Source organism: Catellatospora coxensis, assembly GCF_016862635.1.
Classification (GTDB): domain Bacteria; phylum Actinomycetota; class Actinomycetes; order Mycobacteriales; family Micromonosporaceae; genus Catellatospora; species Catellatospora coxensis.
Window position 1 is genome coordinate 135,522 of the sequence record NZ_BONI01000010.1, and the last position, 23,499, is coordinate 159,020.

The window sequence follows — 23,499 nt, forward strand, 5'->3', positions numbered from 1 at the left end:
CGCGTGGCTGTCCCGCCTCGCGGACGGCGCGGTGCTGGCGTGGCTGTGCTGGGCGGCCGTGCTGCTGACCGGGAGCCCGCGCGACGAGCGGATCGCCGGTGGCGCGCTGGCCGTGCTGGTGGCCGGGGGCGTGGCGTGGTCCTATGTGCGGCTGCCGGGGGCGATGCGGCGGCTGGTACGCCGGCCGCCCAGCCCGGCCGGGGCCGGCCGGATCGTGGCGTGGGCCTGTGTCGCCGTGCCCTTCGTCGCGCTGCTGCTCCGGCCGTTCGCGGGCACGCCGGCCGGGCGGGGCGTCGCGGCGGGCGTCACCCTGTTCGCCGTCATCGCCGCTTTCGTCACGGCCTCGCGGGCGTACACCCGCGTCCTGGGCGCCGCCGCGCGGCTGCACCGCCGGTGGCGGCACCGGGTCTTCCTCCGGCGCGGTCCCCGGCCGCCGGATGCGGGCGCTCGCAGGTTCGAAGCCAGGTATACCGCCCTGCAGGTGGTCGCGATCGGCGGCCGGATCGTCGTCGCGCTGGTCGCCGTCGGTGTCGTCGCCGCGCTGATCCTGCGGCCGCGCGGTGAGCCCGCGCCGCCGCCCACCGACGTGCTGACCGGCCGCTGCCTGACGTCCTCCGACGGCGGCCCCGCCCGGCCCGGCCTCATGCTCCCAGGTCAGGCGCAGCTGGTGGCCTGCGACGACGCACGGGCCGTCTACCGCGTCACCGGCATCCTGACCCTGCCCTCCACCGGCCCGGACGGCCCCCAATCCGTCTCCTGCGGCAACACCCCCGTACAAACCGTGATGATGGGCTGGCACGACGGCACCCACGTCGTCACCCTCTGCCTCACCGACGCCCCCTGAACCGCGGACACTTTCGGGGAAACTGCAGCAATCGCGGACCGAATTGCTGCAGTTTCCCCGAAACTGCGAGCGCGGCACGCACCGGAGATGGGCTCCGGGCGGGCGGACTAGGCTGATCGGCATGTACGTGGCAGACGCGAAGCGATACGAGTCCATGATTTACCGCCGGACCGGGCGTAGCGGGCTGAAACTGCCCGCGATCTCGCTGGGGCTGTGGCACAACTTCGGTCACGAGCGTCCGTGGGACCGCCAGCGCGACATCGTGCGCCGCGCCTTCGACCTGGGTGTGACGCACTTCGACCTGGCCAACAACTACGGCCCGCCGCCGGGGGCGGCCGAGGAGAACTTCGGCCGGATGCTGGCGACGGATCTGAAGCCGTACCGGGACGAGCTGGTCATCGCAACGAAGGCCGGCTACGACATGTGGCCGGGTCCGTACGGCGAGTGGGGGTCGCGCAAGTACCTGACCGCGTCCCTGGACCAGTCGCTGCGGCGCATGGGCCTGGACTACGTCGACGTGTTCTACTCGCACCGCTTCGACCCGGACACGCCGCTGGAAGAGACGATGGGCGCGCTGGACGCGGCCGTCCGGGCCGGAAAGGCGCTGTACGTCGGCATCTCCTCGTACACCTCGGCGCAGACGCGCGAGGCCGCGGCCATCCTGAAGTCGCTGGGCACGCCGCTGCTGATCCACCAGCCGTCGTACTCGATGATCAACCGCTGGACCGAGCGCGACCAGCTGCTGGACACCCTGGAGGAGGTCGGCGCGGGCTGCATCTCGTTCTCGCCGCTGGCGCAGGGCCTGCTCACGGACCGCTACCTGAAGGGCGTGCCGGCCGACTCGCGTATCCGGACCAGCCGGTTCCTCAACGAGGACGCGCTGACCCCGAGCAACCGGGTCAAGGTCGAGGGCCTCAACGAGATCGCCCAGCGGCGCGGGCAGTCGCTGGCGCAGCTGGCGCTGGCCTGGGCGCTGCGCGACGAGCGCATGACCAGCCTGGTCATCGGCGCGTCCAGTGTCGCCCAGCTGGAGGACAACATCGCCGCGCTGGGCGACCTCGACTTCACCGCCGAGGAGCTGACCGAGATCGACCAGTTCGCCACCGAGGCGGAGATCGTCATCTAGTGCTGGACGCGCATCAGCTCGTCGTCGAGCACGGCATCCTGTCGGTGGTGGTGGGCTCGCGGGCGTACGGCCTCGCGGGCCCCGCCTCCGACACCGACCGCCGGGGCGTGTTCGTCGCGCCGACCCGGCTGTTCTGGGGCCTGGACAAGCCGCCCACGCACGTGGACGGCCCGGCCGAGGAGCAGTTCTCCTGGGAGGTCGAGCGGCTGTGCACGCTGGCGCTGACGGCGAACCCGACGGTGCTGGAGTGCCTGTGGTCGCCCCTGGTCGAGCTGTGCACGCCGACCGGCGAGCGGCTGCTGGCGGTACGCGGCGCGTTCCTGTCGAGCCGGGCCGCGGAGACGTACGGCCGCTACGCCGCGGACCAGTTCGCGAAGCTGCGGGCGCACCGGGAGCGCACCGGCGAGGTGCGCTGGAAGCAGGCGATGCACATGCTGCGGCTGCTGCGGGCCGGGGCGCACGTGCTGCGTTTCGGTGAGGTGCTGGTGGACGTGTCCGACGAGCGGGAGCTGATGCTGTCGGTCAAGCGCGGCGAGGTGCCGTTCGAGCAGGTGTCGGCGCTGGCCGAGGAGCGCTCCGCGGACCTGGCGCGGGCGGCGGCGGACACTGTGCTGCCGGCCGAGCCGGACCGGGCCGCGGTGGAGAAGTTCCTGGTGGGCGCACGCGAAGAGGGGCTGGACTCGGCCGTTCGGTGACGGCGGCGGCCGATCGGGTGGCCTTACGGCACGGCTCGGTCGTTGTGGATACTTGCCCGGTGACCCGACCCCTCGGCCGCCGCCTCGCGCTGCTCTGCGCCGCGCTTCTCGCCACCGCCGTCGCCGCCTGCGACTCCGCCCCCGACGACCCGGCGTTCGTGTCGCCGAGTTCGGCCGCGCCGTCGGGTTCGGGCGCGCCCGAACCGGCCCCGGCCGCGTTCAGCGGCTGGCACGACCCCGCGTCGGCGGGCAAGCCGTGGGGCGACAAGGTGCAGGGCCTGCTGACGTTCCGGGGCAACCCGACGCGGACGTACCACGGCACCGGGCCGATGCCGAAGACGAAGCCCGAGGAGCTGTGGCGCTTCCCGAAGTCGGGCAACATGTGCCGGCCGTCGGTCGACGAGCACGGCGAGCGCATCTGGTGCGGCATGGGCTGGACCGGCCAGCCCGCGGTGTTCGAGCGCGAGGGCAAGACCTGGATCGTGTTCGGGGCGTACGACGGCAAGGTGCACTTCCTCGACGCCAGCAACGGTGAGCGGCTGCTGCCCGACTTCACCACCAACGACATCATCAAGGGCTCGGTGACCATCGACCCGGACGGTTTCCCGCTGGTGTACACGGGTTCGCGCGACGACTACTTCCGCATCATCGCGATCGACGGCGACAAGCCCAAGGAGCTGTGGAAGCTGTCGGCGTACGCGGTGAAGCCGACGCTGTGGAACAACGACTGGGACAGCTCGGCGATCATCATCGACGACTACCTGTTCGAGGGCGGCGAGAACAGCCAGTTCCACATCGTGAAGCTCAACCGGGGCTACGACAGCAACGGCAAGGTCACCGTCAAGCCGAAGCTGATCTGGAACACCCCGAGCTGGGACGACAAGCTGATCAAGGAGGCCGGGCACAAGACGTTCTCGGTGGAGAACTCGGTCAACGTGTCCGGCAACACCATCTACTTCGCGAACTCGGCCGGGCTGGTGCAGGGCTGGGACATCAGCGGCCTGAAGAGCGGGCAGAAGCCCAAGCGGGTGCTGCGCTTCTGGACCGGTGACGACACCGACGGCTCGATCGTCTCCGACGAGCAGGGCATGCTGTACGTCGGCTCGGAGTACGAGAAGAAGAACGCCCGGTCCAAGACCGTCGGGCAGCTGATGAAACTCGACCCGAGCAAGCCGGACGACCCGCTGGTCTGGAAGATCGACGAGCGCAACGGCGGCACGTACAGCACCGCGGCGCTGCACAAGGACATCGTCATCTTCGGCACGCACGCCATGGACCTGGTCGGCGTGGACCGCGAGACGGGCAAGGTGCGCTGGCGGCACCACGTGCCCGGGATGGGCCACGGCTCACCGGTCATCATCGACGACGTGCTGATCATCGGCGACTGCAACGCGGGCTGGCTGTACGCGTTCGACGTCGCCGACACCTCGGTCGCGCCGAAGCCGCTGTGGAAGGTCAAGCCGGGCGCGTGCATCGAGTCGACGCCCGCGGTCTGGAACGGCGTGATCTACGTCGGCACCCGGGCCGGGCAGCTGCACGCCCTCGCGCTGCGATGACGGTCACGATCCCGGACTGGACCGGCCAGGTCGCCGACGAGCAGCCGTACCCGCTGGTCTTCGCGACCGTCAGCGGCGCGCACCTGTACGGCTTCGCCTCGGTGGACTCCGATGTGGACCTGCGCGGGGCGCACCTGCTGCCGGTCGCGGAGCTGGCCGGGCTGCGGCAGGGCCCGGCGACGATCAACCACATCGGCGACCGGCACGGTGTGGAGCTGGACCTGGTCACCCACGACCTGGCCAAGTGCGCCAAGCTGCTGCTGGGCCGCAGCGGCGACGTGCTGGAGCAGGTCACCTCGCCGCTGGTGGTGCGCACCACCGCGCTGCACGCCGAGCTGCTGTCGCTGGTGCCGGGCTGCCTGAACGCGGGGTACGCCGACCACTACCTGGGCTTCTCGATCTCGTCGGAGAAGCTGTTCGCGAAGACCGGCGAACTCAAACCCGCGCTGTACCTGCTGCGGGTGCTGGCGACCGGCCTGCACCTGATGCGCACCGGCGAGGTCGTGGCCGATGTGAACCTGCTGCACGAGGACGCGAAGCTGCCGTACGTGCCGGATCTGATCGCGGCCAAGCGGCAGGGCGAGCACCGGCGGCTCGGCGTCGACGCGGGGCTGCCGGGACCGGAGCGGATCCTCGCCGACACGGTCCGGCTGCGCGAGCAGCTGACCGAGGCCAAGGCGGCGACGAAACTGCCCGCCGCGCCGACCGCCTACGACGCGCTGCACGACCTGGTCGTACGGGCCCGCCTCGCGGCCGGCTGACCGCTCCGCTCGGGCGGGCCTGCCCGGCCGGCCGACGACGGACACAAAAGGGCCCGCCTGCGCCCCTGACCGGCGCAGGCGGGCGTTCATGGGCCCGTAGGGCGGGTTACCGGCGGCGCCAGTTGCGGCCGCGCACGGCGGTGGCGAAGCCGGCCAGGTGCAGCGCGATGAACAGGAAGCCCAGCAGGGACAGCGTGCCGACGGTGAACAGCGGCTCGACGCCCTCGCCGAGCAGGTCCAGCAGCAGGGCGAGCCCGAAGCAGATCGCGGCGATGATGGCGAACATCGTGACTCCAGTTATGTCGGTAGGGGTTTACTGACCCTGCGATGTCCACATGCGCATGAGCGCAAACCTCAGCGCAGTGCCACCAGCAATCGGCCCTGCTCGGTGGTGGTGACCTGGGTGCCCAGTTCCGCGCAGGCCTTGCCGAACCGCCAGCCGATCCACTCCGCCTCGTGCGGCATCGCGAACCGGGTCCGGGTGAAGTCCAGCGCCAGCGGCACCGCCTCCACCGACACCGGCCCGAGTGCGTCCACGGTCACCTCGAACAGCAGCCCGAGGTCGTTGCGCAGGCCGGGATCTACGGCGTAGTCGTCGACGAAGTCGCCCATGTCGTACAGCACCGGCCCGTGCACGCCGTGGAACACGTGCGCCGAGTGCCCGGCGACCAGCGTCGCTCCGGCGGCGAGCAGCTGCGTCGCGGCGGCCCGTACATGGCCGACCGGGCCACTGGTCATGTTCGGGCCCCAGTGCGGGGTCACCAGCGCGACGTCGACCTGCGCGGCCATCTCGGCGACCAGCTCGGCCAGCCAGTCCGGCACGCCGTGGTACAGGTCGGCGAAGGCGACGCCGGGTCCGTCCTCGGTGGCCGCGAAGTCCTGCGGGTGGTCGGTGACGCCGAGCACGCCGAGGCGCACGCCGCCCGCCTCCAGCAGCCGCCACGCCCGCGCCCTGGCCTGGTCGGGGCCCGCGCCGACCACGGCGACCCCGGCCCGGTCCAGGTGGTCGAGGGTGTCGGCGAGCGCGACCGGGCCGAAGTCGAGGGCATGGTTGTTGGCCAGGGTCACGCAGTCGACGCCCAGCCAGGCCAGCAGCCCAGCGGCCCGGGGCGGGGCGCGGAAGAAGAACGGCTTGCCCGGCGCCGGCCACGGCTCGCCGCGCTCGGAGATGCAGCACTCCAGATTGACCACGCACAGGTCCGCCGCGGCGGTGAGCTGCCGCACCTGTTCGGCGAAGATCTCCTCGTACGCCGCGTGCCCGAGAGTGAGCCGGTCCGCCACGGAGCGGCCGAGCATCGTGTCCCCCGCCAGGACGAGCTTCACGCCCTCATTGTGCCCCTCCGCCGATCTTGTGGGCTGGTTTGCCGCGCGAAATCCGGCCGTTCGGACAAGATTCCCGACAGCGGGCGCGCCGAGGGATGATGGGGGCACAGGAGGACGGCCATGCGACCCACTCTGCGGTTGGGCAGCATCGCCGGCATCCCGGTCGGCGTGCACTGGTCGGTATTGCTGATCATGCTGCTGCTGGGCCAGGGGCTGGCGACCGCCGTGCTGCCCGCGGGCGCGCCGGGCGGCTCGGCCGGCGCGTACTGGATCGTCGCCCTCGCCGTCACCGTGCTGTTCCTCGGCTCGCTGCTCGCCCACGAGCTGAGCCACGCCATCGTCGCCCGCCACTACGGGGTCAGCGTGCGCCGGATCACGCTGTGGCTGCTCGGCGGCATGGCCGAACTGGAGTCCGAGCCGCCGCACGCCCGCGCCGACCTGCTCGTCGCGCTCGCCGGGCCGCTGGCCAGCCTCGGCGCGGCGGCGCTGTTCGGCGCGGCGGCCGGCGGGCTGTACCTGACCGGGCTGGCCCCGCTGGCCTGGGTCGCGCTGGCCTGGCTGGCACTGGTCAACGCGGTGCTGGCGGTGTTCAACCTGCTGCCCGGCGCGCCCCTGGACGGGGGCCGGGTGCTGCGCGCGGCGCTGTGGTGGTGGCGCGGCGACCGGGCCTTCGCCCAGCGCACCGCCGCGCGGGCGGGCATGGTCGTCAGCATCCTGATGATCACGGGCGGCACGCTGCAGGTGCTGTGGCTGGCCGACATCGGCGGCCTGTGGCTGGTGCTGCTCGGCTGGTTCCTGCTGTTCGCCGGCCAGGCCGAGCAGGCCGACGCGCGCCTGCGCTCGGCCCTGTCCGGTGTGCTGGTACGCGACGCGATGACCCCGCTGCCCGTCGCCGGCTACGTCACCCAGCGCCTCGACGACTTCATCACCGTCGCCGCCGCCCACCGCCCCGCCGACGCGTACCCCGTGCTCGACCCCGACGGCCGCCCCGCCGGCCTGGTCACCCTCTTCTCCCTGGCCCGCCTGTCCCCCGCCCAGCGCACCGACAAGACCCTCCGCGACGTCCGCTTCCCCCTGGACCGCCTGACCCTCCTCGCCCCCGACGACCCGCTCGAAGAAGCCGCCCACCGCATCACCGCCACCCGCCTGCCCTGCCTGGTCCTCTCCGAAGGCCTCCTTGTAGGCCTCCTCACCACCGCCGACCTCTCCCGCACCATCGACCTCCACACCCTCACCGGAGGAAGGGCACCCTCACCTCGCTCTGCGTAGAGGGCGGCACCTTATTAACTTCACTCCCATACGCTCCGCTACCCCAACGGGCTGTACCGTCATCCACAAGTGTCCGGTTCTAGGCATCTCTGCCCGGTTGAGCTGTTCGGCGGATGCATGCTCGGGGCCTCGTGCATACGCTTCGCGGCGGTGGCGTTGCGGACGACGGAGGGAAGCGATGGAGATCATCGGCCTGGCAGACGCAGTGGACGCGCTGCGCAGGGAACTAGCCGAAGCACAGAAGTTGGGCGAGAATGATCCGCTCGGGTTCGAAGTAGGACCGGTAGAAGTCGAATTCAGTCTGGTGGCCAAGAAGTCCGGCGGCGGCAAGGTGGGCATCTCGTTCGGGGTGATCGTTGACGTGAACGGGAGCGTCGGCCGGGAGGAGACCCATCGAGTCAAGGTGACGCTGACCCCGAAAGATCGAAAGACGGGCCGGCGACCCGAGATCAATGATGAGGTGCAAGCCATACCCAACAGGTGATCTTCTGTGACGGATCTGGCACGCGTATGTGAGATTTATGCCGCACAGCAGGGCACCACGTCCATGCGGTGCGCTTCAGGCACCCTGATGCCCGGTGGCCTAGTGATCACTGCGGCCCACGCCGTAGGGCCGGTCGGCAGTGCGGTTAGCGTACGGCGGCTTCACGAGCACGAGCTCCACCCCGGCACGGTGATATGGAGCAGGAACGACCACGCGGTCGACGCCGCGCTGATACGCGTGCCCGATGCGATTGATCCTGGCGATCTTGCCGCGCTGCGTTGGGGTCAGCTGGTCTGCGGTGCCGGCACCGTCCGCGTGGAGGCGGTCGGTTTTCCCAGTTCCACTGTGGATCCCGACGACGGAGCGAGAGACACCGAACACCTGGCCGGCACGGTCCGGCAGTCTGCATCCGCCAAGTCCGGTCGACTCGACATCGCGGCAGACAAACCACCTGACGATTGGTTCGGCATGTCAGGTGCGGGCCTGTTCTGCAACGAACGGTTCGTAGGCGTGATCGCCCGAGCGAATCCGCATTTCCCGCAGACCCGCGTGAGTGGGGTTCATCTTGCGACACTCGCCGACGACCCGGAGTTCGCCGCGCTTGCCTGGCCGGGCGAGATGAAATCGCGGCCAGGACTCGAACCCGCCGAACTGGTCTCCCTCCAGCAGCCGGTGGAACCACCGCTATCCCCCGCGTCGCTGCTGCGCGCCGATGCCGCGGTGGTGCCGTTCAGCGGTCAGGAGGACCTGATCGAACGCCTACATGGCTGGTGCACTGAACCGCTGCCGAAGTCCGCCTTCCTGATCACCGGAACGGCAGGACGCGGAAAGACCCGAACGGCCCGTCACTTCGCCGATCAGATGCGCCGTGCGGGTTGGGCCACGGTCGTGCTGGCGACCAGCACCCTCGAGCCAGAGGCCGTACAGCAGCTCGCTTCGGTGCACCAGCCGCTCCTGCTCGTCATAGACTTCGCCGAACACCGATCAGAACAAATGGCCGTGCTGGGTAAGGCACTGAACGAACGTACTCATGCGACGCCACTGCGAGTCCTCCTTCTGGCCCGGCGCGCAGGCGAGTGGCGGACGCAGCTTCCGGCCGGCCTGGGCTTTGCCATCTCGGCCACGACGCACAACCATCGCGAACTCCGCACGCTGGACACCCCTGAAGAGCGTCGCGTGGCGTTTGCTCAAGCCGTCCGATCATTCGCCGCCGGTTTGCACCGACTTTCTGAACGCGGCGGCATCGCCCCCAGAGACTGGGACATCATCGCAGCGGCCGTGCAGACGCCCCACCTGCCCGGGCCGATGACGGCGCTGGACGTCCAATTGACCGCGCTGGTCAGCCTGCTGCGTGCCGGAGGGCCAACGGATGGCGACGACGTGGTGACCGAAGCCCGAGACCTGCTAAGCAACCACGAGGCCGAATACTGGCAGCGAATCGCAGCGCGACACGGCCTCCATCTCCATTCGGACACCCAGGAGGTCGCCGTCGCGGCCGCCTGTCTGCTCCCTGCGGCCGATCGAGACCAGGCTATTGCCATTCTGGGACGAGTGCCCGAAATCGAGGAGCTGACCCAGGATCGTAAAGGGGCAGTGGCTGCCTGGCTGGAGGACCTTTATCCGAGCTCCGCCGACTTCTGGGGAGGTTTGCGCCCGGACCTGCTCGCAGAACATCTGGTGGCCAAGGCACTCGGACGGAACACGAAGATCCTTCCGGTGCTGCTAGCCCAGGTCGACCAGCGCCAGGCCCGGCAGGCGATGACCATGCTGGCCGCTGCAGCCGGCCCGAGGGCGTTCCTGCAGGACCAGATCTCTGCTGTCATGGCAACCCATCCACGATCACTGGCGACAGCTGCGGTACAAGTGGCGTTGGAGGCGGCCGACCCGAAGCCGCTTCGCCGTGCCCTGTCGAGTCTCGTCGCCGCGCAAGGGAACGACCTGGCCCTGATGCAGCTCCTCTACCATTGCATACCAAACAGGACTGAGGTTCATTCCAAGCTTGCCGCCGATATCGCTGGCCACGTGGTGGCGGGGCTGCAGCGCCGGGCACCACGTCGCGCACGATCGCCTCTGGCCTTTCTGAGTGCACGCACGCAGGAGAGCGAAGCCAGCCTGGCCCGTGCGATCGACAGCCATGCTGTTCGATTGGCCGCGCTGGGACGCGGTAAGGAGGCGCTGGCGAAGGCGCGACAGGCCGTGGCCATTAGCCAGCGACTGGCCCGGGCAAATGCGAACAGCTACCTGGGCACCTATGCGATGACATTGAACAACCTGTCTAACTGCCTCTACGACCTCGGCTTGCAGGCCGAAGGCCTAGAGGTCAGCCGACAGGCCGTAACCGCGTACCGGCAGCTACTCCCCCCGCTGCCCACACAGTTGAGCTCTGAGGACGACCACAGCCTGTTCGCCGGTCTTGCCACCGCGCTGAACAACCTGTCCACGGCACTCGGAGCTCAGGAAAGCCTGATCGCCGCCAGTGAATCGGTGGTGATCTGCCGCCTGCTCGTCGCCGCGAGCGATACCTACACCGCCGATCTGGCACGATCCCTGAACAGCCTTTCGTCGAGCCTGAACGGACTCGGGGCCTTTTCAGAGGCAGCTGACTCGGTCAAAGAAGCGGTGAAGCTGTACCGGCCTCTGGCCGATACCCTTCCTGACTCTTACCTACCCAGTTTGGCAGCTTCCTACAACAATCTGACGCTGTGCCTCGTCGCCTTAGGTAACCGCGGAGCCGCTCTGGCCGCGAGCAAGCAGGCAGTGAAGCGTTACCAGCGGCTTACGACGCGGCGGCCCGGCGCCTATGTCGCCGAACTCGCTCGATCGCTTTGCACCGAGTCGGACTGCTTCGCCGAGTGGAGCCAACCGACCCAGGCTTACCAGTCGATCCATGACGCGGTGCACATCTACCGCCGGCTCGTGGTCGACGGGCAGGGAGACCATCGCCAGAACTTGAAGCGCTCGCTGTACACCCTCGCCGACCGGGCTCGGCAGATCGGCCGCCACAGAGAGGCCGATCAGGCCGAGCTGGAGGCACGAGAGTATGCCAGCATTGACAAGGAAGGCCCTAGTCAACGCGACACCAGGCCACCGCTGTAGACGCACTGGCTTCCTTCGCGATCGAGAAAGTTCGACAGTGACGAGTGCGGGACCAATGCTCAGCACTTTGGACCCGAATGAATGATTTTCGATCGTTTTAGCAGTGGAAGACTACTACTGTCTGGTTCGGCGCTTCGTGACAGCCGATCATCGGGACAAGAATCGCACGTCATGTTCTTCTACGCCCTCTCCGGGAGCACGAATGAACCGCAGTGACGTTCAGCGCAAGGTGGCGGTGCTCGACGCCGTACTGCAGATCTGGAACGGCGTGCTGCAGGGCCGGGATGGTGACCTGTTGCCCGCCGGCAGCCGAGACTTGCTCGCCGGCACCGTAGCCGGCCACTTGTCGGACGCCGAGGGCCGCCTGCGGCCCGTCGGCGAACTCCGTTCTCTGCTACTGCAGTGGCTGCGTCCCATGCGGAACACCGACAGAGCGGTTACCGAACCCACTGTGCTGCGCGTGTTGCGAGCGTCGTACGCCAAGGCCATCCCGGTCAGCGGTCGGAGTGAAGATCCCCCGGATGGCGCGGACCTTGTGCTCCTCCTCGAACGAGCCACGGGGTGGGGACCCGACAAACCCATGGCATGCAGCGGCATGAGCTACCACTTTATCCACCATACCGGCCTGTATCCCGACACGGCTGCCGGAGAATTGATCGACGCCGGTGTTCGCCGACTTCTGGACCATGGCGTCCCCTGGGGCCAGCCCAGGCCCGGGCGACTCAACCCCGACATGCGTCGGCGCCTCGTGCCCGCCAACGCGGACCGGCTCGCACTGTTCGACGGTGTCACCGACGGCTTGAGCGCTGGGCAGACCGAACAGTTGACCCGGCTCGCCTGCGTGTTGCTTGTCGGCGAAACCTTATTGGACTACGTCACCGCGCTCAGCGATCCATTCCGCGAAACAAACAGTAGGTGGCAGGAGTTGGCAGCTGCCGTACTGCCGCACTGGTCCGATCCGCCGGAAAGGCGGGAACTGCGGCGGCTCAGTGTCGAGCTGGACCGGGTGGAGCCGTCGGCAGAAAGCGCCGAGTTGGGCGGTGACTCGCTAGGCGTAGACTACGCGGACTTTCGCGCGGTATTCCGAACATTTGCCGAAAGGGCGCGCTACTTCCACGAGACAGGCCGTACTGCCCAGCGACCCAAGCCCACCGGTAACCCGGCCGACTTCCGGCGCCTGGCCGTCCACCTCGAACTTGCCATCGCCGAGGTACTGGAATACCGCACAGACAGCACCCATCGACTCGACGACATGATACTTGAGCTAGTCGACGAGGTGATCGAGGTACGTGAGCTTCAGCACGGTACCAGCGGAATGCTCAACATCCATCGCCAGCTGCGCCGACATCCGCGAGAGCGGCAGGACCACGGCACCCCTGGCGCCACCGTCCTACAGCAGGTGCTGACTAACCTCGCGCAACAAAACCGGCTCGGCGGCGACGCCCAGTCGGGTCGATCCTCCACCCCGGCCAGTGGACGGGACATCGAACGACTGGTCGAGGCCGCCGATCAGTATGTGGCTGGTCGCGGGCGTGACGGAATCCTGAGTACATTCGCCGAGAAACTGCCGGCGGTCATCACTGCGCTGACGCAGCCCGGCGGTCCGGCAGACGAAATCGAGTCCGCAGCGGACGCCCGCTGGCGGCTGCTGTCAGCCAGCGGGCTAGCGCTCAGCAGGCAACCTGCTGCTCATCATACGATTGCGGTTGCCAAGTCGTTCGCCGAGTTGGGCTGGACGGTGGCGGACGAGCGCGCACCGTCGGACATGCGTTCCGTCAACGATCCGGTATACAAGGCGCTACTCAAGCTGGAGAATAGCGAATTCGCACCAGACCTCGCCGGATCACTCACCAGGATCATGCGCGTACGCCCATTGGCGGACAGCAAGAAAGCGAACTTCGCTATGGCGCAGAAGGCCGCACACGAGTCGGTCATCTATGGCAGCCGAGCGCTGGAGGCGCTCATGGCCAGCCCGTCTGCCACCGTCCAGCGCATCGTCGACGCGCTGTCCGGTCTTCAATTGTCGCTATTGCAGGCAGGGGGAGTATTTATTCGCAGCGCCGAAACGGAGTTGATCCTCCCGCTGAAGTACAGCAGCCGCGAGCAGCGCATGGCTCACGCACGCTACATCCGGGACCTGGCCACCACTTCGTACACCTACACCAACCTCGCGGTCGCTCGACTGTACGACCTCAACTGCGTGGCTGACACGAACCTCGTCAAGCGCAGCGAGTTGAACATCCCCGACACGGCACCGGCGTCGACGTCGATGATGGGGATGCGAAGTTTGCTCTTGTGGGCAACGCTGCACCTGTCATTTCCCACTCGAGTCGCCAAGGACGTACGCTCGTTGCTGCCGAGCGTTCCGGCGGCGTTCCGCGAGATGCTCCAGCTGCGGCATCTCAGCCCGCTCAACTTCGCCGACATGACTCGCATCGCCATGCACTACGCCTTCCTCCAGGGCGACTTTCGCCATCCGGCCGGCGGAGCCACCAGCTTCCACCCCTCGACCCCGTCCCACCTGCGACCGGGATCGCGGGAACTCGACCTGGGCGCCTGCGGCCAGTATCTGGCGGCCAACGGCTTCGACACCGGAGTTCTCGATGTCATCGAGTTGAAAGTAGTCAATCAAACCCTCGACGAGACCAGCGACGGCAGATACAGCGAGTGGCGGCAGAACTACGTCAATAGAGCGAAACGCAGTCCTACCCGCTTCACCCGTGCGGATCTCGCGTACGCCTCCATCCGCCTGCGTGACGCAACGATCGGACATTGAAATCATCACTGCCCGATACAGTGGCGCCATCCGGAGCGGCTTGTTGCAAAGTGATGGCAATAGCCGCTAAGTTGCGGCAATGTCGTCACCCTTGGTCGTGGTCGAGGTCATCCTGCTCTCCGAGTGCGAAGGCGTTCTGCGTTACCGGCAATCGCGAGCCGCAGTCCGTGACCGCGCCCACCCGGACGACGTGGCCCGGCAGATTGCCGGCCTGTCGCCGTGTACCAGCGGCGGCCTGCTCCATTCAACCTCGTGGCGGGCGGAACAGGCTACCGTCGTGCTGACCTACGTTGCGCTGCCCGACATGCAGCCCGCGTCGGCTCGGCCGGTGCAGCTGGACGCCGTGACCTATGGCGGTCATCCGCTCGCGCCCAGCCCGGCGACCGTCGACCTGGACGCCGTCGCCGCACACGCCTGCCGCCACCTCGCGATGCTCGCCGACACCGACCGCGTCGTCGCCACCGCGGCCCTGCTGCTGCCGGAGCTGTGGGAGCCGCTACGCAAGCTGGCTCCGGTACCGGCGGGCGCGCTGACTGCTGTCGCCGTCTGACCCTTCCGCGGCGCCGATCAGGGTCGCGCACTGCCCATACTGCGCCGCCCATCCCAGTCGTCGGCTGGCCTCCCGGGCCGCTCAACGGGGTCGCGTTTGGTCCGTCCCGGTGACCCGCCGGCCCCTCAATCCCGACGAGTCTGCTCGATCTACGAGTAAGCCCGCCTCCTATCGGGTAGATGTGGCTGCGAAGGAACTGTCGGACCTTTGGGAGGAAAGCATGAGCCAGACGGCGAGCGCCACCAGCCGGCGCAAGAGCACGACCGCGGCGAAGAAGGCCACCAAGGCGACGAAGACCGCGGTGAAGAGCACGGCGAAGACCACCTCCAAGGCGGCTGCCAAGACCCCGCAGGGCAAGAAGTCCATGCCCGCGGCCGCGATGGGCCAGGACGCGATCACGATGCTCAAGGACGACCACAAGGTGGTCGAGAAGCTGTTCAGGGAGTTCGAGAAGGCCGGTGATTCGGCGTACGCCAAGAAGCGCAGGATCGTCGATCAGGTGATCGCCGAGCTGACCACGCACGCGTACATCGAGGAGAGCCTGTTCTACCCGACGGCGCGCAAGGCCGCGCCGGAGACCGGTGAGCACGTGCTGGAGAGCGTCGAGGAGCACCACGTCGTGGCCTGGATGCTGAACGAGCTGAAGAGCGCCGACCCGCGCGACGAGCGCTTCGACGCCAAGATGACGGTGCTGATGGAGAACGTCCGCCACCACGTCAAGGAGGAGGAGCAGGAGTGGTTCCCCGAGGTCCGCAAGGCGATGAGCCGCGCTGACCTGAAGGAGCTGGGCGCGAAGATGCAGGCCGCCAAGAGCAAGGCTCCGTCGAACCCGCTGTCGCTGAGCAGCGCCAAGGCCTGAGCCCGACCGGCCGCCGCCCCGACCGCGCCCGCGGTCCGGGCGGCGGCGCTGTGTCCGGGTCGGGGTTCCGGCGCGCCACACCGTCGTCGAACCGCCCGAACCCGCTGCTCACCGCACCGCGAAGGTAAGAAGGCGCCCTTCCTCTACGCAGAGCGATGTGCAGAGCCGCTGCTCGGCTAGCTGGCGCCAGCCGACGATGCCCTTCCTTTCATACGGGTGGTGAAGGCGGCGGCGTCGGCTATGGCGGCGGCGTGGGGGTCGTTGTTGAAGTAGACGTAGGCCGCGGTGGCGGCGGGGAAGGTGGTGGCCAGGCGGGTGTGCCAGGTGGTGAGGGCGGTGGGGCCGTAGCGGGGGCGGGGGTTGGCGCGGCCTTCGTGGAGGCGGAGGTAGGCGAAGTCGGTGGTGCGCCAGAGTGGGGTGACGGGGCGGCCGAGGCGGTCGGCCCAGGCCAGGGCGGCGTGGTGGTGTTCGAGGACGGCCCGGGTCTCATCGGTCCACCAGGAGCGGTGGCGGGGTTCGACGGCGACGCGGATGTGCGGTGGGAAGCAGCGCAGGACCGCGGAGAGGGCTTCGGGGTCGGCGCGCAGGGTCGGGGGGAGCTGGAGGAGCACCGGGCCGAGGTGGTCGGCGAGGGCGGCGGTGACGCCGAGGAAGCGGTCTACGGGCTCCTGCGGGTCGCGCAGGCGTTTGATGTGGGTGAGGTAGCGGCTCATCTTGACGGCCATCACGAAGTCCTCGGGGAGCTGGTCGCGCCAGGCGGTGAAGGTGTCGCGGGGCGGCAGGCGGTAGAAGACGCTGTTGACCTCGACGGTCGGGAAGTGCTCGGCGTAGTGCCGCAGCCAGAGCCGCTGCGGCAGGCCGGGCGGGTAGAACGGGCCCCGCCAGTCGGCGTACTGCCAGCCGGACGTGCCGACGAGGATCACCGTTGTCTTGTCACCCGAAGCCGGGCCGGGCAAACCCGCGTGTGATCATCGAGCGGTGGCGGTGACGGGTGTGCACGATCGGGACGAGCTGGCGCGGCTGCTGGGCGGGGATCCGGCGTTGCACGCGTACCAGCTCGGTGACCTGGACGACTTCTTCTGGCCGTACACGACCTGGTATCGCGACGGGGACGCGCTCGCGCTGGTGTACCACGGCGGCGGGCTGCCCGTGCTGCTCGCGTTCGACGACCGCCCGCGGGGCTCGCACGCGCTGCTGGCCGGGCTCGTCCCGCTGCTGCCGCGCCGCTTCTACGCCCACCTGTCACCGGGGGCCGAGCAGGTGCTGGCCGCGGAGTTCGCCGCCGAGCCCGGCGGCCCGCACCTGAAGCTGGCGCTGACCGACCCCGGCGCGCTCGCCGCCCCGCTCGGCGACGTGCTGACCGGCGCCGACCTGCCCGAACTGCTGGTGCTGTACGCGGCCGCGTACCCCGGCAACTGGTTCGACGCGCGGATGCTGGAGACCGGGCAGTACGTCGGGGTGCGCCGCGACGGCGAGCTGCTGGCCGTGGCGGGCGTGCACGTGTGGTCGCCGAAGTACCGGGTGGCGGCGCTGGGCAACGTGACCACGCACCCGAAGGCCCGGGGCGAGGGCCTGGCCAGGGGCGCGGTGTCGGCGCTGTGCCGGCGGCTGCTGGACACCGTCGACCACGTGACGCTGAACGTGAAGGCCGACAACGCCGCGGCCCGCTCGCTGTACGCCGGGCTCGGCTTCACGGCGGCAGCCGAGTACGGCGAGTTCACCTTCACCGCTCGTTGACGTGCTCCGTTCCGGCTCCTACGCTCTACGCGGTCCGGTGATGTTGGATTTCGTTGGAACAGGTGGAATTCCGTGGGCGGTTCGGAGCTGGTGGCGCTGCGCGCCGCAGGGGTGTCGCTGGTGCTCGACGTGGCCGGGCCGGGCCTGCCCCGCGTGCTGCACTGGGGCGCCGACCTCGGCGACACCCCGCTCGACCAGCTCGCCGGCGCGCAGGACGCGGGCGGCAACGCGCTGCCGCCGACCGCCCCGCTGCTGCCCACCCAGTACGACCGCTGGGCGGGCCGCCCCGGGCTGACCGGCCACCGCGACGGCGGTCCCGGCCACCTGCGGCTCACCCTCTCCGCGCCGGTCACGGTCACCGTCGACCCGAGCGGCGGGGGTACGGTCACCGCCGTCTCGCACGACGAGGTCGCGGGCATCGCGGTACGCACCGAGCTGGAGCTGACGCCGCAGGGCCTGGCCCGCCAGCGCCACGCCGTGACCAGCACCGCCCCGGGCGTCTGGCACGTCGACAGCCTGCTCTGCCTGCTCCCGGTGCCCGCCCAGGCGGCCGAGGTGCTCGACTTCACCGGCCGCTGGGCGCGCGAGCGAGCCCCGCAGCGCAGCGCGTTCGGCGACCAGACCATCGCCCACGAGAGCCGCCGCGGGCGTACCGGCTTCGGCGCGCCGTCGCTGTTCACGGCGGGCACGCCCGGGTTCGGCTGGCGCACCGGCGAGGTGTGGGGCGTGCATGTCGGCTGGTCCGGCGACCACCAGCACCTGGCCCAGCGCCTGCCCGACCGCGACGGCGTGCTCGGCGGCGGCGAGCTGCTCGAACCCGGCGAGGTACGGCTGGCCGAAGGTGAGACGTACACCGGCCCGTGGGCGCACTTCGCCTACTCGGCGGCGGGCCTCGACGGGCTGTCCGCGGCCGTGCACGGCTGGCTGCGCGCCCGGCCGTCGCACCCGGTCACGCCCCGGCCGCTGACCCTGAACACCTGGGAGGCCGTGTACTTCGACCACGACCTCGGCAAGCTGACCGAACTCGCGCGCACCGCCGCCGAGCTGGGCGTGGAACGTTTCGTGCTCGACGACGGCTGGTTCCTCGGCCGCCGCGACGACAAGGCCGGCCTCGGCGACTGGCACGTCGACCCGGACGTGTGGCCCGACGGCCTGCACCCGCTGGTGGACGAGGTGCGCCGGCTCGGCATGCAGTTCGGGCTGTGGGTCGAGCCGGAGATGGTGAACCCGCGCTCGCGGCTGGCGGAGCGGCACCCCGACTGGGTGCTGGCCGCGCCCGGCCGGCTGCCCGAGGAGCAGCGCTGGCAGCACGTGCTCGACGTGGCCCGCCCCGAGGTCTTCGCGTACCTGCTGGAGCGGCTCGACGCGCTGGTCGCCGAGTACCGCCCGGCGTACCTGAAGTGGGACCACAACCGGGACCTGGTCGAGGCGGTGCACGGCGGCGCGGCCGGGGTTCACGCGCAGACCGAGGCCGTGTACCGGCTGCTCGACGCGCTCCGCGAGCGGCACCCCGGCCTGGAGATCGAGTCGTGCTCGTCCGGCGGCAGCCGCGTCGACCTCGGCGTGCTGGCCCGCACCGACCGGGTGTGGGGTTCGGACAACAACGACCCGCTGGAGCGCCAGCACATCCAGCGCTGGACCGGCCTGCTGCTGCCCCCGGAGCTGGTCGGCTGCCACGTCGGCCCGCCCGTGTCGCACACCAACGGCCGCGCCACGTCGCTGGCGTTCCGCTGCGCCACCGCGCTGTTCGGCCACGCGGGCATCGAGTGGGACATCACCGGCTGCACCGACCAGGAGCGGGCCGCGCTGGCCTCCTGGATCGCGGCGTACCGGCGGCTGCGCGGGCTGATCCACACCGGTCGCACGGTGCGCGCCGATCACCCCGACCCGACGGCGTACCTGCACGGCGTGGTCGCCGCCGACGGCGGGCACGCGCTGTTCGCGTACGCCCAGCTGGGTTCGAGCGCCCGGGACGGCGCGACCCGGCTGCGGCTGCCCGGCCTGGACCCCGACGGCGTCTACCGGGTGTCGCTGCTGCCCGAGCTGCCCGGCCCGCAGCTGCACGGCCGCCCGTGGCAGCCGGACCTGGCGCTCTCCGGCGCGGCCCTGGCCGGCCACGGCCTGCTCGCGCCGCCGCTGCGCCCAGCGGAGGCGTTCGTGCTGGAACTGCACCGCGAGCCCTGACCCACCCCCTCACCGAGTTGATCATGAACTTATGGCACGGCTCGACGGCATGTCGCTGCCCTAAGTTCATGATCACCTGAGAAGGGTGGGTGCTGCTCGGACGCCCGGGGTCAGGGCTCCTGCCGATGGCGCCGGGCCTGGATGCCGACCCCGAGCGCCACGCCGACCGCGATGCCCATGCCGATGCCCAGGGCGAGGTTGTCCAGGGCCAGACCCAGCGCCGTACCGATACCCGCGCCGAGCGCGATGCCCAGGGCCAGGGCGCTGCCCGACTCCTTGTCGCCGCCGTTGCCGCCCTCACCCTCGGGCCCGCCGCTGCCCGCACCATCAGCCGGACCTTCCATCGGCTTGTCCGCACCGCCGGCCGGATCCTCCACCGGCCCGCCCGGTTCCCTGCCGTCCGTCACGATCGCCTCCCTCTACCCACGCCTCCGGTCGGACACCACATACCCGACCCGCACCGAACCATGTCAGACACCGGCAACCCCGCCCGGCCCCGAACCCGCAAGCGTCCCTTGCTTAAGACGATCTTGCACAAATGACCCCGCGGATGCCCGTCATGGGCATGTCGAGGGGCCACCGGCGCAAGATCGTCTTTAGCAAGGGGGGCACGCTGGGTAGTGCGGCGGGTGGGTCAGTCCGGGAGGCCGGGGATGGCGAGCTGTCCGGGGATCTCCGGGGTGGGGCCGCCCGCGTCCGGTCGGTCGGACGGGTTGGACGGGCTCGCGGCCGCCGGCAGGGGCGGCAGGGGCACCGGCGGCAGGGACTCGGACGGCTGGTGCGGGAAGAGCCGGGCGAGTTCGGGCAGGCGGCGGGCCGTCTCGGCCGGGTCGTCGAAGTTCCAGTGCTCGTCCTGCAGGGTCTGCAGCCGGGGCTGGCTGCGGTGCTCCTCGACCGCGCGGTAGATGTTGGCGCCGTGGCCGCGTACGCCTTCGAAGGCCTCGGAGGCGGCGTAGTTGAGCTCCTCCCACTCCGGCCACTCGTCGGCGCGCCACTCGCCCCGCGCGCGCCCGGCGAGGCTGCGGACCTGGGGCAGGCCGGCCAGCGCGTCCGGGTCGTCGACCAGGCGCTCGAAGGCGTTCCGGCCGAGGCTCATCAGCCAGGTGCGGAAGTAGCAGAAGCCGTCGTCGGAGCAGCCGCCGAAGACGCGGTACGCCGCGCCCCACATGAGCCAGGTCATCGCCCGGTCGGACGCGTCGTCGAGGTGCGCCTCGAAATCCAGGATCTCCTCGACCTCACGTGCCGCGAGCTGCCCCTGGATCCACCCGGCACGGCGCGCCCGGCCGGGATCCTCCCGCACCGCGCGCTCGATGAGCGCCCAGAACTCCCCCACATCCACGGCAGGCACTCTCCCACATCCGTCCGACGGTCCGACCCCGGCACCGAGATCGATCACGGTGCCGGGGCCGGGACACGCCGTCGAACCGTGCCACAAGTTCATGATCGACGCGGATGGAGGGGTGGCCCGGGCGGTGGGGGGACGCCGCCCGGGCCGGTGGGGGTCAGCCTGCGGGGAACAGGCTGCCGTAGTCGGCGAAGGCCATGGCGATGTCGGACTGCGCCCAGAAGCGGTGGTACGTGAAGGTGGGCGCGGGGCCGGTGCCGTTCAGGTAGTTCTGGACCGGGCCCCAGGCGGGGTCGGTCGTGTAGAACGGCCGGATCGACATGAACGTCGAGCTGGAGTTGATCGGCACGCCGGTGCCCATGGTGCCGCTGAAGCCCGACGGGACGTACAGGCCGTTGCCCGTCGACGCGTTGTACACGTCGTCGAACCGGTTGTAGTCCTCGCGGGTCTCCGGCACCACGATGCCCTTGCTGTCGTTCGCCTTCAGCAGGATCATGCGGTCGAGCAGGCCCTTGGCGGTCGCCTTGGCGGAGTTGCCGAGAGTGGTGCTGCCCGCCTTGGCCGCGTAGTAGGTCAGGGTGCGGGCGTACGCCGCCGCGACGCCGACGTCGTTGCTGGTCTTGACGACGGTGACGTGCAGGTTCGGGTTCGCGCCGGGAGTGGTCCCGCCGCTGACGTTGCCGGCCGGGGCACCCGACCAGGTCATGTCACCCGGAATCGTGAACGACGAGCCCGACCCGAGCGTGGTCTGGGAGACCGCCCAGGCGACCCACTTGTCCATGATCTGCTTGGCCTTGGCGTTGCCGGTGGCGTAGTACAGCTCCGCGACCCGGTGCAGCGACCACGCCTGGAAGCCGAACCACTGGTTGCTCGGCGGGTCGTGGTAGACCGGCTTCACGTCGTACGCCATGCCGTAGAAGGTCGGCGTGCCGCTCGGCGGGGCCGAGTAGTTGCCGTTCCAGCTGTTCGTCGCGCCACCGGCGATGGCGCCCTCGGCCGACTGGAGCCACAGGTAGAAGTCCAGCTGGCGGTTGAGGCTGGTGTCCCAGTCGGCCGCGGCCGTCGGGGACTGCGGGCGCAGCGCGGCCGGCCCGGACGAGCCGAGCACGTACGCCGCCAGCGGGTTCTGGTAGCCCTGGTGGTTGTGGCTGGAGCCGATGCGCCACGACCACGCCCCGCCGATGTCGCCGCCCCACGCGTAGTACCAGGACAGCAGGTAGTTGCTGCTGCTCTTGCCACTGCCCGCGGCACAGGTCGGCGAGGTGCAGCCCGGGTTCTTGAAGTACTTGTCGTACATCGAGTACCGCAGGAAGTCGCCCATCTTGGCGGCCTTGGCCACCGTCGCCGAGATCTGCGACTGGTTGCCCTGGGCCGTGGCCCACTGCAGCGCCCAGTACGCCGCCTGCACGGCACGCGCGTCGGCGTCCGGGGCGTTGGTGTAGCGCCACTGCCCCGTGCTCGAACCCTGGATGAACAGCGACGGGAAGTTCGCGAACCGGCCCGTGTCACAGGACGGGTGCGCGATCGTCTCCCACGCCGACTCCTGCGGACCGCGCTGGAACGTGTTGATGTACGTGACCCGCTGCGTGCTGTCGCCGCACTCGGCGCCGGTGCGGCCGGTGCCGTACTTGTACACGTCGTCGACGTCGAGCAGCCAGTGCATGCCGTAGATGTTGCGGTTGCCGTACGTCGACTGCAGCTCGTTGGCCAGCGGGTCCTGGCCGGCGACCACGCTGGTGCTGAGCGGCACCGGGTAGTTGCTGGGCAGCAGCCCCTCGGGCGCGTAGTCGGCCGGGTCGCTCGGGTTGTACGTGCTCTGCCCCGGCTGGGCGGACGCCGACGGGATGACGTACTGCTCGGTGATGTTCCAGGCGTTGTTGAACGGGGTCCAGTTGCCGGTGACCCGGCCGTACTGGGCCTCCAGCCAGATCCAGAAGCTGAACGCCTCGGACGTGGTCTCGTGGCCGTGGTCGGGCGCCTCGACGATCAGCGTCTCGATCGAGTGGTACGGGATGCCCTCCGGCGAGAAGTAGCCGTTGGCCGGGTCCTTGAGCTTGTTGTACTGCGTCGTGAACTCGGTGATGTAGGCGTTGGCGGTGTTCTCGTCGTCGACCTCGGTCGCGGTGACGGTCACCGAGGACAGCCCGCTGGACGCGACCGTGATCGGCCGGGTGCCGTTGGTGCTGTCGGTGTCCTGCGCGGCGGCCAGGGTGACGTTCTGCGCGGTGTTCCAGTTGCTGGTCGTGAACGTCAGGCTCGCGCCCGACGACACCGTGAGGTCGGTGTCACCGGAACCGGCCGTGTTCGTGACCGTGACGTTGCCGCTGGGCTGGATCGCCAGGCGCACCGAGTACACCGCGGTGGAGCCCTCGGGCACGCTCACGCCCGTCGGCGAGACCACCAGCGCCTGGGTGGTGGTCGTGTCGTTGTCGGCCTCGGTCGCGGTCACGGTGACCGAGGTCAGGCCGCTGGACGCCACGGTGATCGGGCGGGTTCCGTTGGTCGTGTCCGAGTCCTCGGCCGCGGCCAGGGTCACCGTCTGGGCGGTGCTCCAGTTGCTCGTGGTGAAGGTCAGGCTCGCCCCCGACGACACGGTGATGCTGGTGTCACCGGAGCCGGCCGTGTTGGTCACGGTCACGTTGCCGGACGGCTGCGCGGCCAGGCGCACCGTGTACGTCGCCGTGCCGCCCTCGGGCACCGTGACGCCGGTCGCCGACACCATCAGGGCCTGCGGGGTGACCGAGTCGTTGTCCGCCTCGGTCGCGTTCACCGTCACCGAGGTCAGGCCGCTGGCGGCGACCGTGAACGGCCGGGTGCCGTTCGTGGTGTCGGAGTCCTCGGCCGCGGCCAGGGTGACGATCTGGTTGGTGTTCCAGTTGCTCGACGTGAACGTG

At 69.8% G+C, this 23,499-nt stretch carries 19 protein-coding genes; 13 read left to right on the forward strand and 6 right to left on the reverse strand.

Features of this window, described 5'->3' with window-relative positions; genetic code table 11:
- Positions 1-31 precede the first annotated feature (31 nt).
- From Cco03nite_RS42255 to Cco03nite_RS08535, 5 genes are all read left to right on the forward strand, one after another.
- Positions 32-844, forward strand: coding sequence for a hypothetical protein (locus Cco03nite_RS42255; protein WP_239167211.1), 813 nt, complete (start codon positions 32-34; stop codon positions 842-844).
- Between the two features lie 112 nt (positions 845-956).
- Entirely contained in the window at positions 957-1,970 is a 1,014-nt protein-coding gene (mgrA, locus tag Cco03nite_RS08520; RefSeq protein ID WP_275412016.1) for an L-glyceraldehyde 3-phosphate reductase, read from the forward strand.
- Complete coding sequence (locus Cco03nite_RS08525; RefSeq protein ID WP_239167212.1) at positions 1,970-2,665, forward strand: nucleotidyltransferase domain-containing protein; 696 nt, start codon at positions 1,970-1,972, stop codon at positions 2,663-2,665. The genes mgrA and Cco03nite_RS08525 overlap by 1 nt, the downstream gene beginning before the upstream one ends.
- Before the next feature lie 59 nt (positions 2,666-2,724).
- Entirely contained in the window at positions 2,725-4,221 is a 1,497-nt protein-coding gene (locus Cco03nite_RS08530) for an outer membrane protein assembly factor BamB family protein (RefSeq protein ID WP_203690738.1), read from the forward strand.
- Entirely contained in the window at positions 4,218-4,982 is a 765-nt protein-coding gene (locus Cco03nite_RS08535) for a nucleotidyltransferase domain-containing protein (protein ID WP_203690740.1), read from the forward strand. Before Cco03nite_RS08530 ends, Cco03nite_RS08535 begins: the two co-directional genes overlap by 4 nt.
- Positions 4,983-5,088: 106 nt before the next feature.
- Here Cco03nite_RS08535 and Cco03nite_RS08540 read toward each other — a convergent pair whose 3' ends face one another.
- Positions 5,089-5,268, reverse strand: coding sequence for a hypothetical protein (locus Cco03nite_RS08540; protein WP_203690742.1), 180 nt, complete (start codon positions 5,266-5,268; stop codon positions 5,089-5,091).
- 68 nt (positions 5,269-5,336) lie between these two features.
- Complete coding sequence (locus Cco03nite_RS08545) at positions 5,337-6,305, reverse strand: CapA family protein (RefSeq protein WP_203690744.1); 969 nt, start codon at positions 6,303-6,305, stop codon at positions 5,337-5,339.
- A gap of 120 nt (positions 6,306-6,425) precedes the next feature.
- Between Cco03nite_RS08545 and Cco03nite_RS08550 the strand changes: the two genes are divergently transcribed.
- The 6 genes from Cco03nite_RS08550 (at position 6,426) to Cco03nite_RS08575 (ending at position 15,339) form a co-directional block, all read left to right on the forward strand.
- Entirely contained in the window at positions 6,426-7,574 is a 1,149-nt protein-coding gene (locus tag Cco03nite_RS08550; protein ID WP_203690746.1) for a site-2 protease family protein, read from the forward strand.
- 178 nt (positions 7,575-7,752) lie between these two features.
- Positions 7,753-8,058 (forward strand): trypco2 family protein, encoded by a 306-nt coding sequence (locus tag Cco03nite_RS08555; RefSeq protein ID WP_203690748.1) that lies wholly within the window; start codon positions 7,753-7,755, stop codon positions 8,056-8,058.
- A 6-nt stretch (positions 8,059-8,064) separates the two neighbouring features.
- Positions 8,065-11,154 (forward strand): S1 family peptidase, encoded by a 3,090-nt coding sequence (locus tag Cco03nite_RS08560; protein ID WP_203690750.1) that lies wholly within the window; start codon positions 8,065-8,067, stop codon positions 11,152-11,154.
- Positions 11,155-11,356: 202 nt separating this feature from the next.
- Positions 11,357-13,930 (forward strand): hypothetical protein, encoded by a 2,574-nt coding sequence (locus tag Cco03nite_RS08565; protein ID WP_203690752.1) that lies wholly within the window; start codon positions 11,357-11,359, stop codon positions 13,928-13,930.
- Between the two features lie 79 nt (positions 13,931-14,009).
- Complete coding sequence (locus Cco03nite_RS08570; RefSeq protein ID WP_203690754.1) at positions 14,010-14,480, forward strand: hypothetical protein; 471 nt, start codon at positions 14,010-14,012, stop codon at positions 14,478-14,480.
- Between the two features lie 220 nt (positions 14,481-14,700).
- Positions 14,701-15,339, forward strand: coding sequence for a hemerythrin domain-containing protein (locus Cco03nite_RS08575; protein WP_239167213.1), 639 nt, complete (start codon positions 14,701-14,703; stop codon positions 15,337-15,339).
- Between the two features lie 176 nt (positions 15,340-15,515).
- Here Cco03nite_RS08575 and Cco03nite_RS08580 read toward each other — a convergent pair whose 3' ends face one another.
- On the reverse strand, positions 15,516-16,262 hold the full coding sequence (locus Cco03nite_RS08580) for a DUF72 domain-containing protein (RefSeq protein WP_203690756.1): 747 nt from the start codon (positions 16,260-16,262) through the stop codon (positions 15,516-15,518).
- A gap of 55 nt (positions 16,263-16,317) precedes the next feature.
- Between Cco03nite_RS08580 and Cco03nite_RS08585 the strand changes: the two genes are divergently transcribed.
- Together Cco03nite_RS08585 and Cco03nite_RS08590 are read left to right on the forward strand one after the other, a co-directional pair.
- Positions 16,318-17,076, forward strand: coding sequence for a GNAT family N-acetyltransferase (locus Cco03nite_RS08585; RefSeq protein ID WP_239167214.1), 759 nt, complete (start codon positions 16,318-16,320; stop codon positions 17,074-17,076).
- Between the two features lie 72 nt (positions 17,077-17,148).
- Positions 17,149-19,260 (forward strand): alpha-galactosidase, encoded by a 2,112-nt coding sequence (locus Cco03nite_RS08590; RefSeq protein WP_239167215.1) that lies wholly within the window; start codon positions 17,149-17,151, stop codon positions 19,258-19,260.
- 110 nt (positions 19,261-19,370) lie between these two features.
- Here the strand turns inward: Cco03nite_RS08590 and Cco03nite_RS08595 are convergent, their stop codons facing one another.
- From Cco03nite_RS08595 to Cco03nite_RS08605, 3 genes are all read right to left on the reverse strand, one after another.
- Positions 19,371-19,667: a glycine zipper domain-containing protein gene (locus Cco03nite_RS08595; protein WP_203690758.1), complete on the reverse strand. Its 297-nt coding sequence runs from the start codon at positions 19,665-19,667 to the stop codon at positions 19,371-19,373.
- A gap of 227 nt (positions 19,668-19,894) precedes the next feature.
- Entirely contained in the window at positions 19,895-20,608 is a 714-nt protein-coding gene (locus Cco03nite_RS08600) for a DUF4240 domain-containing protein (protein ID WP_203690760.1), read from the reverse strand.
- A gap of 154 nt (positions 20,609-20,762) precedes the next feature.
- Positions 20,763-23,499, reverse strand: a 2,737-nt coding sequence (locus Cco03nite_RS08605) for a glycoside hydrolase family 48 protein (RefSeq protein WP_203690762.1), incomplete at its 5' end; no start/stop codon positions are given.